Here is a 17072-nt window from a genome sequence, read left to right on the forward strand (position 1 = left end):
GCGCGGGCCAACGTCCCCCGTTTGGATGACGCGCTCCTTCGGCGCATTCGATTATCTTCGGCTACCATTTTGGTTACGGAGATTTTCATGCCCAATCGATTGTCAGTCATTACAGCCGGCGTCTTGATTTCCAGCGCCATCGGCGCCGCGGCGGGAGAGCTGCCCCGCTACCAACTCTCCAGCTTCCCAATCACGCCGCACCAATTGACCGTGCTCGAGCCTGCAAGCGTGGAGCAGGACTTGTCCCCGCCGATGCTCACGGTCGGCGGCATGCCGGCCTCGCCGCTTCAGATCGCGGTCCTCACGCCGCGTCGCAAAGAACTCAGTCGGGAGGTTTCCGCAAAATCGATGGACGCGGTGCAGACCGGATACGTCAACGGCAATCGACCCTGACCGCGACAACCAAGCGAAGATAGCCAGGCTGTTCGGAGGGCATCGTTCAAGTGTTGGCAAGTCGATGCGCCGGATTGCCCCTTGAGCGTAACAATGAGCTGGACAGATTCGCTCGGTTACCTCGTGTCTTCGCTGGTACTCAGGACCCTTTTGCGTAGGACCATGGTTCGTCTGCGCACCAGGGCGATTTGCAGCAACGTCGCGTTCATCCTCTACGCTCTGGTGGATCAGTCAGTATGCCTTCACTGACGTCGCGATCGCACTGAAGGACCTCGCGCGTGCTTCCGCCGGCCTCGGCCACGGCAAAGGTGAGAGGCAACGAAGCGGTGACCCTGAAAGGGATTCGTTGAAGCCGCCGATGCGATTACGTCGCGACCCTGAGCACTCAAGGCCAGCTGATCCGTTCCCGGATAGAATATCGGGGCCGTGAACCTCCCTGGTCAGCTTGAAGAAGGCCACGGACACCGCCAGTTCCCCTGACGAAACCGCCTCGATTTTATGCAACGTCGGCGCGAAACCATCTCGCCGGTCCCTGCATTAACATAAGTTAGGAAGGGAGGGCTCGGACGATGGGACAAGTGAAGCCGTTTCGCCCGACCGCTTTGGTGGTCGAGGACGACCCGATCCAGCGCGAGATGATCGCTCTGTTGCTGGAAGAGACAAACTATGACGTCATACAATGCGAAGACGGGGAGACGGCTGAACTGGCCCTGAGGAACCGCCACCCCGCGCTTCTGGTCACTGACGTCTCGCTGGTCGGCGCGATGACGGGGCTCGACCTCGTCGAGTGCGCGCGCAAGGTCCATCCGGCGCCGCGCGTCATCGTAATGTCCGCACGGCCTCCGGCGCATGCTTTGCCGGACGGCGTGACCTTTTTTGCGAAGCCGTTTTATCCGATCGAACTGATCCGCGAGGTCAGCCCGGGCCGCAGGCATTGAGGGACCTTCTCCCTCACCGCGCCAGATTGCGCGAGAGGTGAGAAGCGTAAGCTCAATTCCTGGTGCGTGTCGCCGATGCGAAGGCGTCCTTCACGGCATTCGACAGTTTCGACAGCGTGCAGGCCAGCGACCCTTCGGCGCAGCGTTGCGCCTTGGCCCGCTGCTCGGCGACGCGCCGCGGTACCGGCAGCGGCACGTTGGAAGGCATCAGCGACAGCGGCTCGCCGGCGGCCTGGCGCCCTCGCTCGAGGTCGGCGCGCAGCCTGTCGTCCTGTTCCTTGGCGAGCGCCTCGGAAATCGCCTCGCGCCGCTGCCCCTCCAGATAGCCGAGGTATTCGCGATCGATCGCCTTGCGCTCCTGCGGCGTCGGATTGGGTCCGGCGATGTCGAACTTCTTGTCCTGCATGAAATCGTAATAGGTATAGCCGGAGCCGTCCGGCTTTCGCCGGCCGGCAAAGCGCGCGCCGCAGGCGTTGAGCATGCTGTTCAGCTCCTCGCCCTGCACCCCTTGCGCCTGCATCCGCTCGACACAGTCTTCGTAATCACGGGCGTATTCCGGCGAGTATCTGCCGGATTGAAGCCACACAAAGGCCAGCGCAACACCGGCCGCCGCGGCAACCGCGAGCAACCACGTGGTTACGCTATTCCCAAAATGCAACATTCTCCGGCCAGTCCCCGATCCGATTCGCCTACTACGCGGCGCGATTGCGGGTTTTTGCGGGCAGCAACAGGATCATGTTGCAGCACGGCCACATTAGCGGGTTATTTGTCACACGCATCTTCTTGCCACTTTTGTGCAGAGATCGTGGAGCACAGTATGACCGTCATCCAGAAGGTGTGGTTATGCCGGTCACCAAAGCCCTCGCAACGCTTGCTTCCGTCGCTGCCGCCGCGTGTGGCCTGTTCGCCTTCAGCTGGGTCGGTCTCGCGCTGCTCGGGTTCTAGTACCGCCGAGCTGAAGTCCCTGCGCCACAAGCGGCGAATTCGATCAGGGACTTCAGATCGATGAGGCGGTACTGGAATCAAAAGTCCGCTAGCGCCCATTACTTTCCGAAGTTCGCGAAAGTGGGTGCTGAGGTGTAACACGAACTTCGGAAAGTGGGCACCAGGACGAGACCGCTCGGCGCGGGCAGCGCCGGCTGGTCGGCAAGTCGAGATCCGTTCCGCGGCTGGCCCGGACGATGGCGTGCTTCCCCGCACATTCGCGCAGGTTCAGTTGAACGACCGCGGGCTAGAACGCGACGCCGATCCGGCTGCCCCGCCGCCACACCACGCGGCTCTTCTTCTTCACGCCGCCGTGGAGAAGTTCGAAGCGCTCGGGCACCTGCACCATGGGAAAGATCTCCAGGCACGCCCCACCCGGCGAATAATCGATCAGCCGGCAACCGATCACCGGCTGCTTCGGTCCGACGATGATCTGCGCCTGCGCCGCGCTCGGGCTGTTCGGCCGAACGCGCTGATAGAGACGTTGCGGTTTGCTGTCAGGCTTCGTCATGCCGGCTATGCTCGGTCATCGCCGGTTACGGCATCCTTAAGCGCCATCGCGCAAGAGGTCAGAAACCTTAGCGGGCGCAATTTGAATCAAAACGGGCCGCCCACATTGGTCGAGTGGTCCCACGGCACCTGGTCTTGAGACCGGCGCGCCGTGACATTCTCCTTCAAGTTTTAGCGAAGGTTCCAAGAGGCCTTTAAGCGGCGGCAATGCAGACTGTGTCTTGCAACATTTCCAGGCCGAGGGGGCTTCATGATCGACGAGAAGGTCAAGATCAAATGCACGAAGTGCTCGCAGGTGTTCCGCGAGCGCGCGCAACGACTCCGTCCGGGATATCAGACCAACTGCCAGCACTGCAACCGCCTGATCACCTTCGACCCGACCGTAGAAGACCGCAACGTGCGCAAGGCGCTGCTGAGTGCCAAGGAAATCCGATATGCGATCGAGGCCGCCCGCAAGGCCGCGGCGATCGCCGCCGAAGGCGCGCCGGTGCCGGTGATGGATCGCAGCTATTATTGAATTGCTGAGCCACTCGACCCTGAGCTTGCCGAACAGCGGAGGCCGGCGTGGTAAAATTTGGCTTTAAATGCCGCGCGGATTTGATCGACATTAACTACCTCACGCGGAAAGAAGCCCGCGTAACCACGGCTTAAGCCGCCAAGGACGATAAAACGCATTCATTCTGCGCGTTTCCTTTCGGGGCTTTTCGACAAATGACTTGGCGCGGCAAATGGCTGCTCTGGATGCGGGCTTTCCCGCATTCGGCCGCCATTGCCTGTCTCATGCTGATTGCCGCGAGCTGGTTCGTCGCGTTCTATATCTCCTCGATCGAGCGGCAGAAGGCGGTCGATGAAGCGATGAAGCAGTCCGACAGCCTGGTACGGCTGTTCGAGCACGACACCATCGACATCCTCGGCCGCTTCGACCGCACGCTGCTGCTGCTGCGCAAAAGCTATGAGGACGATCCGGCGCATTTCGATCTGCGCAGGTGGGCCGAACAGGCCGCGCTGATCAGCGATGATTCAATCCTGCTGGTCCTGATCGGCTCCGACGGCTACATCAAAGCCACGACGTCTCGCTCCGGCGGCCCTCTGCCTTATCTCGGCGACCGTCCGCACGTGCAGAAGCAGTTGCAGGCAACGAACGACGAACTGCTGATCAGCGACCCGGTGGTGGGACGGACGACGAAACGCAACTCGCTCGTGCTGCTGCGCCGGCTTCGTCACCCGGATGGCTCCACGGCCGGGTTGATATCGCTGTCGATCAATCCCAATTTCATCGAGCCGTTCTACCGCAGCGCCAAACTCGGCACGAGCGGCAGCATCTCGATCCGCAATCAGAACAACGTCGTCCTGGCCGCGCAGGGATTTTCAGCAAACGAAGTCGGCCGAAAGATCCCGCACGGCGAGGCAATCGAAGGCAGTCCGAGGTCGGGCCACTACTGGGGCGTCGGCGCCATGGACGGCGTCAAACGCCTGATCGCCTTCCGCGCTTCGGACAAATACGGCCTCTACTTCAATGCCGGCCTGTCCGAGGACTCGATCCTGCGCGACTACCGGGCGCATCGCACCGCCTATATGGCGGCCGCCTCGATCATCACCCTACTCGTCCTGATGGCCGTCGGTTTTGCCATCCGTTACCAGATCCGCCTCGGCAACAGCCAGCGTTCGCTGCGCGAGCTCAACGACGAAATCTCCAGGCAGAACCTCCACTTCGATGCCGCGCTGACCAACATGCCGAGCGGCCTTGCGATGTTCGACGCCGACGGCCGGCTCGCCGTCTGGAACGAGCGCTACGAACAGATTTATCGGATGCCGCCCGGGGTCGTCCGGCAGGGCGTCAGCGTCACTGAGATCGCCCGGTATTCCGCCGAGAACCGCGGCGCCAGCTTTGACGCCGCGACTTTTGTCGAAAACCTGCGCCGGGAACTGCGCGAGACCGGAAAGAGCCTTGCGACCAACCACCTCGCCGACGGCCGGATCGTCTCCATCGTCAAGACCGCGGTTGCCGGCGGCGGCTGGGTCAGCCTCCACGAGGACGTCACCGCCCAGCGCATGCAGGCGAGGCTCGTCGAGGAGAAGGCCGCCGAACTCGAACTCGCCAACGCGCGCTTCAACGCCGCGCTTCAGTACATGTCGCACGGCATCTGCCTTTACGACCCCGACCAGCGGGTCGTCGTTGCCAACCCCCGCTACGCCGAAATCTACCGTCTGCGCGAGGATCAGGTGAAGCCGGGCACCCACATCCGGGAAATTCTGCAGGCGCGCTGCGAGGCCGGCACCAATTTCGCGGTGGACCCGGACGCCTATACGACGGTCAACGTCAGGCGGGCCAGCGAAACCATGGAGCTCGCCGACGGGCGCGTGGTGGTGATCAAGCGGCAGCAGATGTCGAACGGCGGCTGGCTGACGACGCACGAGGACGTCACAGCGGAAAAAATAAGCGAGAAGCTGCTGGCTGAAAAAGCCGCTGAGCTCGAAGTGATGAACACGCGCTTCTCGACGGCGCTGGCCAACATGGCGCAAGGACTGTGCATGTTCGACGGCGAGCAGCGGCTGACGGTCTGGAACGACCGTTTCGCCGAGCTCTACAACGTGCCGCCGCATCTTTTGAAGGTCGGAACGCCCTACGCCGATATCTCCGCGTTCCGCATCTCCCGTTACCTGAACAAGCCGATCGACGACCCGGAAGTGAAAGCGAGGGTCGCCGAGATGGTAGCGCTGGCATCCGACGCCTCGCGGATCGACGAAACGACGGATGGCCGCTTCATCCTGCTGTCGCGCCAACCGATGCGCGGCGGCGGCTGGGTTGCGCTGATGGAGGACATCACAGAGCGGCGCCGCGCCGAGGCCGAAATCGTCCACCTGGCGCGGCATGACGTGCTCACGGGGCTCGCCAACCGCGCGGAGTTCAACGCCCGCCTCGAGGAGGCCAGCAAGCGGCTGAAACGCAACGGCGGCAACGTCACCGTCATGATGATCGACCTCGATCGCTTCAAGACCGTCAACGACACGCTCGGGCACCTCGCCGGCGACCAGCTCCTGAGCGAAGTTGCGCGCCGCCTGCAAGCGACCTTGCGCGAAACCGACGTGCTGGCGCGGCTCGGCGGCGACGAATTCGCGGTCATCCAGGAGGGCGGTACGGAGCAGCGCGAAGGCGCGGTCGCGCTGGCGCTGCGCATCATCGATGCGGTCTCCCCGCCCTTCAATCTCGGTGGACAGGAAGTCGCCGTTGGTGCCTCGGTCGGCATTGCATTGGCGCCGGAAAACGGCGTCGAGCCGGGCGAGCTGCTCAAGCGCGCCGACCTGGCGCTTTACGCCGTCAAGTCAAACGGTCGAAACGACTTCTGCCTGTTCAAGGACGAAATGCTGGAGATCGTCAACACCCAGCAATCCGCCGAGCGCGAGCTGCGCGAGGCGATCGCGCAACGCCAGTTCGAGCTGCACTATCAGCCGGTGATCGACATCGGGACCCGCGAGCTTGTCGGCGTCGAGACGCTGGTGCGCTGGCGCCATCCCGTCAGGGGCATGATTCCGCCCGACCATTTCATTCCGCTGGCGGAGTCCACCGGCCTCATTGCGCCGCTCGGCGACTGGATTCTCGAACGCGCCTGCGCCGACGCGGCGACCTGGCCCGCGCAGGTCAAGGTCGCCATCAACATTTCGGCGATCCAGTTCAAGAAGGGCAAGCTGTTCGAATTGATCCTGGCGACGCTGGTGAAGACGGGCCTGCAGCCGGAGCGGCTGGAGCTCGAGATCACCGAGACCTCGCTGTTGGAAAACCAGGAAGCGCATCTCACCACGATCCGGCAACTGAAGAACCTCGGCCTGTCGATCGCGCTCGATGACTTCGGCACCGGCTTCTCGTCGATGAACTATCTGACGATCTTTCCGTTCGACAAGATCAAGATCGACAAATCCTTCACCAAGGGCGTGCTCAGCCGCACCGATTGCCAGGCCGTGGTCGCCTCCTCGATCGCGCTCGCCAAGGGGCTCGGCATCACGACGACGGTCGAAGGCATCGAGACCGAGGAGCAGCTCGATTACATGCGCAGCGCCGGCGTCGAGCTCGCGCAGGGCTATCTGTTTGGCAAGCCGGTCCCGATGGCCGAATTCGGCCGCGACAATGCGGTCATGCTGACCGCGCTGGTGGCGTGAAGGCGCACTCCCGCGGCCCCGCGCGGCGCACTTCGCTGCTGCAGCACGCGCAATCACATCTTTCGGATCATTGACGGCTCACATTCCAATGCGCACTATCGGGCACTTGCCCGCCATTCGATTCATCAAAACAATAGACAATACCCCGGGGAGGGAATCATGACATACGCAAAACGCCTTGCGGCAGGTGTTGCCGCAATCGGCAGCCTTGCACTTCTGTCGGCGGCCGCCAGCGGCCAGGAGGTCAAGCAGGACGGAAAGTCGCAAGCCGGCAACGCCAAGGTTTCGCCGGTCACCCAGAGCCAGCTCAATTCGGCCGACAAGAACTCCAAGGATTTTCTGCTGACCAACGGCAACTACGCCCAGACGCGTTTTTATCCCGCCAAGCAGATCAATCGCGACAACGTCAAGCACCTGCACGTCGCCTGGATCTTCCAGACCGACGTCAAGGAATCAATCGAGACCTCGCCGATCGTCGTCGATGGCGTGATGTACGTGACGACCTCGTACAGCCATGTCTATGCGCTCGACGCAAAGACCGGCCAGCAGCTCTGGCACTACAATCACAAGATGGGACCGATCACGACCTTCTGCTGCGGGCCGAACAACCGTGGCGTCCAGGTTCTCAATGACAAGGTCTATCTCGCCACCCTCGACTCCAAGCTGGTCGCGCTGAACGCCAAGACCGGCGAGGTGGTCTGGATGACCAACATTGCCGATCCCGAACTCGGCTATAGCGAGACGATGGCTCCGACCGTGATCAAGGACAAGGTCCTGATCGGGACCAATGGCGGTGAATACGGCATCCGCGGCTTCGTGCGCGCCTATGACGCCAACACCGGCAAGCAGCTCTGGAATTTCAACACCATTCCCGACAGCACCGTCGGCGTCTGGGCCACCAAGGACGCCACCGGCCGCGACATGCACCGCAATATCCAGGCCGAGAAGGATCAGCTCGCCAAGACCGGCGATCCCGCCGCCAAGCTCGGCGGCGGCGTGTGGCAGAACCCCTCGGTCGACCTCGCCACCAACCGGATCTATTTCGTGGTCGGCAACCCGTCGCCCGACCTCGACGGTTCGGTGCGGCCCGGCGACAATCTCTACACGGACTCGCTGGTCTCGCTCGACCTCGATACCGGCAAATATCTCTGCCACTTCCAGTATATCGCCCATGACGTATGGGATCTTGACGCGGTCAGTCCGACGGTGCTGGTCGACGTCAAGGACAAGAACGGCAAGACCATCCCCGGCGTTATCCACGCCGGCAAGACCGGTCATATCTACGTGCATAACCGCAAGGACTGCAGCCTGATCCGCTTCTCGGATGCGATGGTGCCCCAGGAGAACATGTGGACGCTTCCGACCAAGGACGGCGCGCGCATGCTGCCCGGCGCCAATGGCGGCGTCGAATGGTCGCCGATCGCCACCGATCCGGGCCAGAGCCTGGCCTATGCCATCAACCTGAACCAGCCGATGACCTACCATGTCGAGAACTCGCCCTACCCGAACGGCAAGCTGTGGCTCGGCGGCGCCTTCAAGGTGATCCCGACGGAGAAGCAGTCCGGCAACATCACCGCCGTCAACTACAACACCGGCAAGATCAAGTGGCAGGTGAAGACGCCGGAGCCGATGATCGGCGGCATTCTCGCTACCGCGGGCGGCCTGGTGTTCACCGGCGAAAGCAACGGCAAGTTCGCGGCCTATGATTCCTCGAACGGCAAGGAGTTGTGGAACTTCCACGCCGGAGCCGGCGTCAACGCTCCGCCGTCGAGCTATCAGGTCGGCAACAAGCAATACATCGTGGTCGGCGCCGGCGGCAACGTCCAGGTCAACTCCAAGCGCGGCAACAACATCATCGCGTTCGCGCTCGATTAATAGGATCTGAATTTTCGTTTTGCCGCGTTTTCTTCACGCGAACCGGTACCCGCTTCGCTTGAAGACGCTCTGGACATCATCGACTAACGGGCGGGACCGCTTGCGGTCCCGCTTCTTTTGGAAAATTGTTGAAGGCTTAAGCGATGGGCGGCAGGCTTTATTCCGGGCTCCTAGTTGGCGTCATGGCTGCGATGGCATTCGCGATCGCGCCGCTGCGCGCGCAGACGCCGGACGAGAAGATCCAGGAGAAGGTCCAGGTCTGCTCCGGCTGCCATGGCGAGGCCGGCAAGCCGGTCGACAAGACGATTCCGAACATCTGGGGACAGCAGGCGGGCTATCTCTACATCCAGCTCCGCGATTTCAAGCGTGGCGATCGCAAGAGCGAGATCATGCAGCCGATCGCCTCCGCCTTCGAAAAAGACGACATGATGGCGATCGCCGAGTATTTCTCGCAGAAGCCGTGGCCGGATCTCGGCCAGCCGCGCGCGCCGAAAGATGTCGCGCAGCGCGCCCGGGCCGCGGATGGCTCGGTCGGCTGCACCGGCTGTCATCTCGACCATTTCCAGGGCGACAGCACGGTGCCGCGTCTGGCCGGGCAGAGCCGCGACTATCTGGCGAAGGCGATGGCGAACTTCCGCAGCCGCGCCCGCGGCAATAACCCCGGCATGAGCGACCTGATGATCGCGACTTCGACCGAAGACTTGGCGGCGCTGGCAGAATATCTCGCCGGGCTGTGAAGACCCCTCAAGGCGCCGTCAGCGTCTCGCGCAGCGCCGACAGTGTGGTGAGATCGGCCGCGCGCTTGCCGGCCTTGTCGCGAAGCGACGGATCGGCGCCGTGCTTGAGCAGCAGCTGGACGATCTCGGCGTGGTTGCCTTCGGCCGCCGTCATCAAGGCCGTGCGCCCGCGGTCGTCGCGGTCGTCGATATGGGCGCCGGCATCGAGGAGATAGGAGACGACCTGAAGCGCCTGCGCTTCCGCAACACTCTCGTCAGGGCCCGACGCCCACATCAGGAGCGTGAGGTCGTTGGCGTAACGGGCATTGACATCGGGATCCCGCGCCAGCAACTGCTCGACAATATCGAGGCTGCCGCTCGCAGCCGCATAGACGATCGGCGGCTTACCGGTGTCGTCCGCCGCGCGTCCGTCGGCGCCGTGCGCCAGCAGCATCCTGACCACCTGGTTCCTGCCGGCGAAGGCAGCGGCGGCGAGCGGCGAGGTGCCGCTCCGCCCCCGAAGATTTGGGTCGGCACCCTTGTCGATCAGGCGCTGCACGACGGCGTTCTGGCCGCGTTCGGCGGCAACATAAAGCGCGGTCGCGCCATTGAGATCGCGCGCGTCGACCGGCGCACCTCGTTGCAAGAGCAGGTCGACCATTTCGAGATGGCCCGATCGCGCCGCGTGGCTGAGCGGCCGGGCGCCCATCCGATCCCGTGCATCGACCGAGACGCCCTGGTCCAGCAGGCTGGTCGCAAGCTCCACGCAGTTGCGGTCGGCTGCGGCGAACAGCGTCGATGACATTTCGATCGCGCTCATCTGGGACTTGCCGGTCTCGTAGCGGCGGGCCAAGTCACGGCACCGCGCTGGATCGGCCGCGAAGGCCGCGTGGCCGGCGCCGAGCAGCAAGATCGCAGCCAGGGCAATGTGACGCAATATGCCGCCCTCCACTCCATTCAGCCGGCGCGAGCCGTCTAGTGGTCCGATTCTAACATTTGTATCCCTTTTCAGCAGGCACTTTTACAAATGTTAGAATCAAAGGACCACTGGCAAATATAGGGTTCTAGTGGAGCTTTGGATTTGACATTCGCTCGTCGAACGAGCGGCCCAACCGGTAGCGAATGTCAAATCCGCTCCACTAGATACCCGCGGTCGCATTCCGGCTCAAGCCGGACGCAGCCGCCCGCTACATCCGTATCAGAACGACGCCCGCGACAAGCAAGGCCGCGCCGGCGAGGCGGACGAAACTGATGGGGTGAACCGGCAGACCGAACAGGCCAAAATGGTCGAAGGCGATCGACCCGAGCATCTGGCCGGCGATCAGCAGCGCGAAGAACGTTGCGGCGCCGAGCTGCGGGATGAGGAAGATGCTCAGCGCGATGAAGATCGCGCCGAACAGACCGCCGCTCCAGACGAACCAGGGTATGCGCCCCAGGACCCCCAACGGCGGCAGCGGGTCCTGCATCACAAGCACGAATACGGCCATGCAGATGGCGCCGAGGACGTAACTTACGAGCCCCGACAAGGCGGCCGAGCTGAGTTGCGCGCGCAGGCTCGCATTGAGCGCCTGCTGCACGACAAGGCTGCCTCCGGCCGAGGCAGCCAGGATCGTTGGAATAACCGATTTCAACATCTCTCGTCTCAGGAATTGCTGGATTTTCCGGCGCGCGCCCGGCGCCGGTCAGGTGAGCGCACTACATCGCCAATTTTGGGCGCGGGAAAGCCCGCATGGCGAAAAGCTGCCAAGACAGTCTTGCAGTTCGCAGGTGCATGACGTTTGCGGGTCGTTGGCACCCGCGCCGGCTGCCAGGGACGCCGGACCGTTTTCCGCCGCTCTCGCCAGTCGGCCTTACCCTTTGAGGAAGTGCCCGACCACGGCGCGAGCAATTTCGTCGGGGTCGATCACACCGGATGTCCCGATGTCGACGACCTTCTTCGCCACGAGTTCTGTTACAGGGTCGCCGCGGTCAACGAGGTCGAGCATGCGAAGGGTCCTGGCGTAGGCGTCATTGAGCCGCTTGATCTCGGCTGACCCCGCCTCGCACTTGATGAACTGGCTGATTGGCATGTCCCGCCCCCCAGAACGGAACGACGATAACTGATCAGGACAAAGCCCGAATTAACATATGACAGATGCGGACGGACGCTGCGTCCAAACTGGATCTGACCTCGCCACGTCCGCGATCGCCGGTCTCCGGCAGCCGCGCGAAATTTGATCGCGATCAAGATTCGGCCGTTTGGTCGGCCGCCCCAAACGCGGCGAATCGATAGACCTCCGCTCCATGAAGAAAGCCGACCTCAGAGACGGCCTGCTTCAGGTCTGCACGGTTCAGGAAGAAGTGCCCCACTGCTCGGCACGTCGGGCCAGTTGCTCATACTCGGAGGCGATCTTGAGCAGCCTCTCCCTTTCCTTCTCAGCAACGCGGAAAGATTCTGCTTTGGCCCTGGTTTTTTCTGCGCGCTCGCGCCAGAAGCGCGGATCTCTGACCGGATCGTTCATGGCGTCCCCCGTTCCTCAAACATATTCATCTTTATGAATGAGAAAGGTTGCGGCGAAATTAGGACCACCGCCTGATCCGGTTCATCGAGGCTTCCGAGGGGCTGCAAGCCGCGCGATGACCGATCCGACCGCCCCGGCATCGAACGGCTTGTCGATTCTGACGACATCCCGGAAACGACGCGGGATCGTGTCGGGTCCGTAGCCTGTGGCGAAGGCGAACGGGACATGCATGCGAACAAGCTCGTCCGCTATTGCAAACGCCTGTCCATCGGTGAGCTTGATGTCCAGGACCACTGCATCCAGTCCCCTGTCGATCAGCTGGAATGCCTCGCAAGCCGTGGCTGCCGGACCGATGACGTCGGCCCCTTCCGACGTCAGCGCGCGCGCCAGATCGTTCGCGAGGAAGTATTCGTCCTCGACGACAAGGATACGAAGGTGCTCGAGCATTTGCGGCATGTGAGCGTCACGGTCGGTTTGGGCGGAAGTGCCGACAGCGAAGATCGAGCGCAAGGGCGTTCCGTGATCGGCCCATCCTAACGCCTGAATTGCCGTTCGACCACCGGTTGTTTTACGCGCCGCCAGCCTGCTCTGTCCCGAGCCTTGACCTGCACGATTTGACTAAAATGAGTTTCAAGGAAGCATCTGCGATTGGCAGCAGGAAGGCACGGGTGCCGACTTTCAGCCGAACTCATGCGCCCTTTTGAACCCAGCGGCTTTATGGCAGTGTACCGCAATCACCGGCTTTGGCTTGATAGGCGCCGGTGACTGAGAGACCTTGCGCTCCCGCCTGACAAGGGGGAGCAGCAGTGCCGCACCAAAAACTCATCGCTCGTCTCCAGGCCGTCTCCGGCCTCTCGGAAACGGATCGAGCCTCGCTCAAGAGCATGCCTTACACGGTGAAGAATCTTGGAAAAGGCGATGTCGTCGCCCGGCCAGGCGACCGTCCTCTCAGCTGCTCGATTGTCTTGAGCGGATTTCTTTGCCGACAAAGAACCGTATTCACGCGCAATCAGATCACATCGTTCTACGTGCCCGGGGACATGCCGGATCTCCATGCGCTGCACCTGCCGGTGATGGACCGCGAGCTTTGCAGCGTCGGCAGCAGCACAATCGCCTCTGTTCCCCACTCCTACCTCAAGACTCTCCTGGCTGGATCGGCCGGGCTGACGAATGCGTTTTGGCGCGAGACACTGATCCAGTCCGAGATCCATCGGCAATGGGTCGACAATCTCGGCTCGCGCCAGGCTCTGCCGCGGGTGGCGCATGTTTTTTGCGAGATCGCGGCGCGGCTGGAGAGCGTTGGACTTTACAAACAGAAGAGCTTCGATGCTCCGTTCACCCAGGAGACGATCGCCGAGGCGTGCGGCATCTCGCTTGTTCACACCAACCGAACGATTCAGGAAATGCGGCGCCAGAGCCTGATCGAATGGGAAGGCAAAACCATCGAGATTCTTCGGCGGGATCAGCTTGAAACGCTCGCGGAGTTCAGCCCCTCCTACCTTCACGTGCTGAACCCGCCAAGGCCAGTCGCTGCCGGTTGAACGGCCGCAGAGGCGGGATTGCGCCCACCGAAAGCCGCATCCGTCAAAACAGCGCGAAATACGCCGTCATCGACATCACGATGATGGCCAGAACCACCGCAAGCACGAGCTCGACCCTCACGCCGCCGGCAGAGTGCGCCTCTGCATCGTCGATCATGCGGCTCGTCCTGATGAAGCGCACCAGCGACAGCACGATGATGAGGATGCCGATGAAGATCAGGACGAGGCCGTCATAGTGGCTGAAGGAATCCGAGAAGCGCGCCAGCTTCGCCGTACCGGCTGACGGATTGGCCTCGATGATGGTGCGGACAAACAGGTTGAACTTCTCGACGACAAAGCCGAACGCGATCGTGGCGATGCCGGTTCGGACCCAGGCCAGAAAGGTACGTTCGTTCGCGGCATGATCAGAGTATCTCTCGATCATCGAAAACCTCGCTTGAATGTTGCAGAAGCGCGTTTGCGGCTGTTGGAAGAGATCCGGCAAGAAAGCCGGTTCGTGTTCGGCGGCATGTGCCAGCATCAACGCACGAACGCAACGAAAAGAGCCTCAGCACGGGGGTCCATGCTGAGGCTCTGCCTCGACCAGGCATCGAGGGGAGCTGAACGCTCGCCAGCAAACTCGCCCAGCGCAGGCGAAAATGACACTAAAATCGAGTTGAAAAATCAAAATATGTTTATGGATGGGCGAGCCGTGGTCGGCACATCTGAGCTGGTACCGCCGATCCGAAGTCTTCGCACCACCGCTAATTCGATCAGGGACTGCAGATCGGCTGTACTAGCGCGGCGACGACAGCTTGCCGGGCTCGGCCGCGCCCCGCACGGCGAGACCGCTCGCCAGCTGCTTCAGCGCACGCGGATCGCGGCTTGAAAGCAGCTTTGCGAATTCGTCGAGATCGTAGGGTAACTGCGGCTGCGGGACCGGGCGTTTTCGCAGCGCCAGCTTGAGCCGGGTCCATATGCGCCAACGGGATAACATCGCCGCCCTTCGTTTGATTTTTATTTTGGATCATTGAACGTCGCTCCGCTGCGTCCGGTTCCTATCGGCAGCGGTGCGATGCCGAATTTTTACAATGTCGCGTCGCAACAGCCGGCACGCCGATCGCCGGCGTGACGTCCCGAGGCAAGGACAACCATCACCAATGTGCCCGGCGCGTTGCTCGGCAAGGAGCCGCGCCGTTCGCCTGTGCCCTCGCCCGCCTGCGGGGCGCGAGTTGAACGGAGCCTGCCGATGAAGAGAGCCAAGCTGGACTCGCAATCACGAACGCAGCGCGAGGCGGCCATCCGGCGAAAAAGGCAAGCTCGGCATTGCGGAGCGCTTCGGATCAGGACCATGAATCAGGAGCGACCGGCTCCGCGACGCGACCACCGCCCGATTTGCCGGCAGCGGATATGGAGAACGCCGTCCCGCTGATCAGTCCGCCACGTCGAACGGGGTACGAAACTGACCGCAACCTGGTTTCCCGGGCGTCCGGCGAAGGCCCGAAAACGAAAAACCCCAGCACATGATGCCGGGGCTCGCTGACCATCCCGCGTACATCCGGCGAGTGATCATGACGCTATCGACGATAGCCAAGAATTCTGAAGGATTGATGACGCTGTGCGTATCCGGAAATTACGCCGCAGCGGGCTCCGCCTCCCGTTTCGGCGTTTCCGCTTTCAGAATGAACTCGGCTTCCGCCAGGTGCTCCCAGCGTTCGGCCTGAGCCAGCCATTTCCAGTTCTGGTCGGGATGCAGGCTCGCCTGCTGGCGGCAGAGCAGCGCAATCGCGCGGCAGCGTTGGGCGTTTTCCATCGTCTCCTCCCGGTTATCCGATCCGTTGGTCGCGAATCTCGCGACGGCGAGACTGGCGTCCGCTTAATCGACGATCTTTACCGGAAGATTACCGCCTTCAATTTGTCGGATCGAAGGCGGCCACTCTGCTCTAAGCCGCCCGGAGCGGGATTTTTCCAGGCAGCCGAAGTTCCGCTTTCGCTTACTTCCCGGGCGGCCGGGCAGGCTGCCCGTTCTTGTCTCCCCGCATTCCCTTGATACCGGACGAGTCCTGCTCCTCAACCTTCTTGTTTTGAAGATTCGAACTGGCGCCAACCGTCCCTTTGGCCTCAGGCTTGACGGCCGGGCCGCTCTTGTTTCCCGGCAAGCCCTGAATTCCCGCGCCGGAATTCTGCGCGCTCGGCGCGCCAGAAACATTCGGCGTCTTGGTTTGAGCAAAGGCGGCAGGCGCAGACAGCACCAGCGCCAGCGCGAAACCCCTCACGATCCATCTCATGACGTCCTCCTTGTTTTTCGAGCAGGTTCTTTATTCAGTTCGAACGGAACCGCGTCTCGCGGCTTCCTCGCCCTTTCGAACGCCTGCTGGGCTTGCGCGTTCCTCGTTTGCGAAGAACAAGCAGGACAGGAACTCTCTGTGGGTCACGCCTGCCTTCCCGCGCAAGCCGTCACGGCCGGCGCGGAATATGGCATCGGCGCCCCGATCATCTCACAAGGCGGAGATTGGAAATGCCCGGTCTCACCAGGCACCACGTGCCCAGAGGTGTAATTCTTCAGAGGTGATGCCGCAGCAAAACGTCGGTGATGCGCCGGTGGGCGGTCCGGTGAGGAGACACGCCTCTCATCCAACCTTCACGGCCGGAGCTTTGCTCGCCGCGCACCTGCACGCGGGGGAAGGAGCCCGCCTTCAGCGCGGTAAAAATCGAAAACCGCAGCCTCAGTTCAGCGGCAGCCAGACGATCTCGCCGTCCCGATCGCAGGTGTTGCAATGCGCCGGCCGGGCAAAGGTGTTGGCCAGCTCCCATTCCTGCTTCTCGTTGCTCCATTGCGCGGTGGCGACGCAGGTGATGTCGTCGGAGCGGCAATGGCTGCAAACCGGCGTCGATCGCGCCGACAGCATCGCACGACGCCGCGCTTCCTCTGCGCGCTCGTGCAGATGGTCCTGCTCCTGTTTCGAATGAAACGGATTGGAAAGAAGGTGATGCGTCATTTTCGTCACGAGCCCAAGCCAGCTACCCCATTTCGAATCTACCGCAGCCACTGTCCTTGTCTCCATTACAAAGAAAGTCACGGGCAGAATGCTGTGGATTGTGATGGCTCAGCAACGACCTGATTCGGCCTTCGCATCAAGCCCGCAAGAATGCGGATAGCGCCGGGACGAGATGGTTGAACAGGCGCCGGATGCGCGCCATCGCACGCATCCTCGTGCATCACCAATCACACATCGAGTTGGAAGCGAACCATTTTCGCAAGCACCGGCAGCAGCTCGGGATGACTACGATCCTCGCACTTGCTGCCGAAGGGACGATCGAGCCTGTCATCGCGAACGCCCTTCCGCTTTCCGCGGCAAGAAGGCGCGCGCTCCAACTGATCGCCGGCGGAAGCGTCGCGGGGAAGATCGTGCTGCGCTGCGATCAGGCCCATCCTCTCCGAAAGTCTAGCGGCGTGGCGGTGAAGCGCGCGGAACGGAG

The 17072-nt window shown here is 62.2% G+C and carries 20 protein-coding genes; 8 read left to right on the top strand and 12 right to left on the bottom strand.

Going from position 1 to position 17072, the window contains the following annotated elements:
* Together NEZ08_RS15150 and NEZ08_RS15155 are read left to right on the top strand one after the other, a co-directional pair.
* Nucleotides 1-393 (top strand): hypothetical protein (locus tag NEZ08_RS15150; protein ID WP_298108268.1); only part of this gene is annotated, 393 nt, incomplete at its 5' end.
* Between the two features lie 569 nt (nucleotides 394-962).
* Nucleotides 963-1331 (top strand): response regulator, encoded by a 369-nt coding sequence (locus NEZ08_RS15155; protein WP_298108270.1) that lies wholly within the window; start codon nucleotides 963-965, stop codon nucleotides 1329-1331.
* A 52-nt stretch (nucleotides 1332-1383) separates the two neighbouring features.
* On the opposite strand, the gene NEZ08_RS15160 is transcribed toward NEZ08_RS15155, so the two are convergent.
* Both NEZ08_RS15160 and NEZ08_RS15165 read right to left on the bottom strand, forming a co-directional pair.
* A complete protein-coding gene (locus tag NEZ08_RS15160) occupies nucleotides 1384-1992 on the bottom strand; it encodes a hypothetical protein (protein WP_298108273.1) in 609 nt (202 codons plus the stop codon).
* 570 nt (nucleotides 1993-2562) lie between these two features.
* The gene (locus tag NEZ08_RS15165; protein ID WP_298108275.1) at nucleotides 2563-2826 is read right to left on the bottom strand and encodes a PilZ domain-containing protein; all 264 of its coding nucleotides are present in this window, start codon (nucleotides 2824-2826) and stop codon (nucleotides 2563-2565) included.
* Nucleotides 2827-3075: 249 nt separating this feature from the next.
* Here NEZ08_RS15165 and NEZ08_RS15170 point away from each other — a divergent pair, with 249 nt between their 5' ends.
* The 4 genes from NEZ08_RS15170 (at nucleotide 3076) to NEZ08_RS15185 (ending at nucleotide 9592) form a co-directional block, all read left to right on the top strand.
* Complete coding sequence (locus tag NEZ08_RS15170) at nucleotides 3076-3342, top strand: hypothetical protein (RefSeq protein WP_298108277.1); 267 nt, start codon at nucleotides 3076-3078, stop codon at nucleotides 3340-3342.
* Between the two features lie 194 nt (nucleotides 3343-3536).
* Nucleotides 3537-6980, top strand: a complete 3444-nt coding sequence (locus NEZ08_RS15175) for a PAS-domain containing protein (protein WP_298108279.1) — start codon at nucleotides 3537-3539, stop codon at nucleotides 6978-6980.
* A gap of 159 nt (nucleotides 6981-7139) precedes the next feature.
* Entirely contained in the window at nucleotides 7140-8855 is a 1716-nt protein-coding gene (locus NEZ08_RS15180; protein ID WP_298108282.1) for a PQQ-binding-like beta-propeller repeat protein, read from the top strand.
* A 182-nt stretch (nucleotides 8856-9037) separates the two neighbouring features.
* Nucleotides 9038-9592: a c-type cytochrome gene (locus NEZ08_RS15185; protein WP_298108285.1), complete on the top strand. Its 555-nt coding sequence runs from the start codon at nucleotides 9038-9040 to the stop codon at nucleotides 9590-9592.
* Nucleotides 9593-9599: 7 nt separating this feature from the next.
* Here the strand turns inward: NEZ08_RS15185 and NEZ08_RS15190 are convergent, their stop codons facing one another.
* The 5 genes from NEZ08_RS15190 to NEZ08_RS15210 form a co-directional block, all read right to left on the bottom strand.
* Nucleotides 9600-10508, bottom strand: coding sequence for an ankyrin repeat domain-containing protein (locus tag NEZ08_RS15190; RefSeq protein ID WP_298108288.1), 909 nt, complete (start codon nucleotides 10506-10508; stop codon nucleotides 9600-9602).
* A gap of 250 nt (nucleotides 10509-10758) precedes the next feature.
* A complete protein-coding gene (locus tag NEZ08_RS15195) occupies nucleotides 10759-11205 on the bottom strand; it encodes a DMT family transporter (RefSeq protein WP_298108291.1) in 447 nt (148 codons plus the stop codon).
* Between the two features lie 216 nt (nucleotides 11206-11421).
* Complete coding sequence (locus NEZ08_RS15200) at nucleotides 11422-11640, bottom strand: hypothetical protein (protein WP_298108294.1); 219 nt, start codon at nucleotides 11638-11640, stop codon at nucleotides 11422-11424.
* A gap of 261 nt (nucleotides 11641-11901) precedes the next feature.
* The gene (locus NEZ08_RS15205) at nucleotides 11902-12072 is read right to left on the bottom strand and encodes a hypothetical protein (protein WP_298108297.1); all 171 of its coding nucleotides are present in this window, start codon (nucleotides 12070-12072) and stop codon (nucleotides 11902-11904) included.
* A gap of 81 nt (nucleotides 12073-12153) precedes the next feature.
* Complete coding sequence (locus NEZ08_RS15210; RefSeq protein ID WP_298108299.1) at nucleotides 12154-12582, bottom strand: response regulator; 429 nt, start codon at nucleotides 12580-12582, stop codon at nucleotides 12154-12156.
* 530 nt (nucleotides 12583-13112) lie between these two features.
* Here NEZ08_RS15210 and NEZ08_RS15215 point away from each other — a divergent pair.
* Nucleotides 13113-13613 carry a Crp/Fnr family transcriptional regulator gene (locus tag NEZ08_RS15215; protein WP_298108302.1) on the top strand — a complete coding sequence of 167 codons (501 nt, stop codon included), beginning with the start codon at nucleotides 13113-13115 and terminating at the stop codon, nucleotides 13611-13613.
* Between the two features lie 43 nt (nucleotides 13614-13656).
* Here NEZ08_RS15215 and NEZ08_RS15220 read toward each other — a convergent pair whose 3' ends face one another.
* The 5 genes from NEZ08_RS15220 to NEZ08_RS15240 all read right to left on the bottom strand — a co-directional run bounded on the left by NEZ08_RS15220 (nucleotide 13657) and on the right by NEZ08_RS15240 (nucleotide 16642).
* Nucleotides 13657-14037 (bottom strand): DUF202 domain-containing protein, encoded by a 381-nt coding sequence (locus tag NEZ08_RS15220; protein ID WP_298108305.1) that lies wholly within the window; start codon nucleotides 14035-14037, stop codon nucleotides 13657-13659.
* Nucleotides 14038-14388: 351 nt separating this feature from the next.
* The gene (locus tag NEZ08_RS15225) at nucleotides 14389-14589 is read right to left on the bottom strand and encodes a hypothetical protein (RefSeq protein ID WP_298108308.1); all 201 of its coding nucleotides are present in this window, start codon (nucleotides 14587-14589) and stop codon (nucleotides 14389-14391) included.
* A gap of 636 nt (nucleotides 14590-15225) precedes the next feature.
* Nucleotides 15226-15405 carry a hypothetical protein gene (locus NEZ08_RS15230; RefSeq protein ID WP_298108311.1) on the bottom strand — a complete coding sequence of 60 codons (180 nt, stop codon included), beginning with the start codon at nucleotides 15403-15405 and terminating at the stop codon, nucleotides 15226-15228.
* 181 nt (nucleotides 15406-15586) lie between these two features.
* Nucleotides 15587-15880, bottom strand: coding sequence for a hypothetical protein (locus NEZ08_RS15235; protein WP_298108314.1), 294 nt, complete (start codon nucleotides 15878-15880; stop codon nucleotides 15587-15589).
* A 438-nt stretch (nucleotides 15881-16318) separates the two neighbouring features.
* Nucleotides 16319-16642, bottom strand: a complete 324-nt coding sequence (locus tag NEZ08_RS15240; protein WP_298108317.1) for a hypothetical protein — start codon at nucleotides 16640-16642, stop codon at nucleotides 16319-16321.
* Between the two features lie 140 nt (nucleotides 16643-16782).
* Here NEZ08_RS15240 and NEZ08_RS15245 point away from each other — a divergent pair.
* Nucleotides 16783-17072, top strand: a 290-nt coding sequence (locus NEZ08_RS15245) for a zinc-binding dehydrogenase (protein ID WP_298108320.1), incomplete at its 3' end; no start/stop codon positions are given.

It is taken from the genome of Bradyrhizobium sp. (genome assembly GCF_027451485.1).
GTDB lineage: Bacteria > Pseudomonadota > Alphaproteobacteria > Rhizobiales > Xanthobacteraceae > Bradyrhizobium.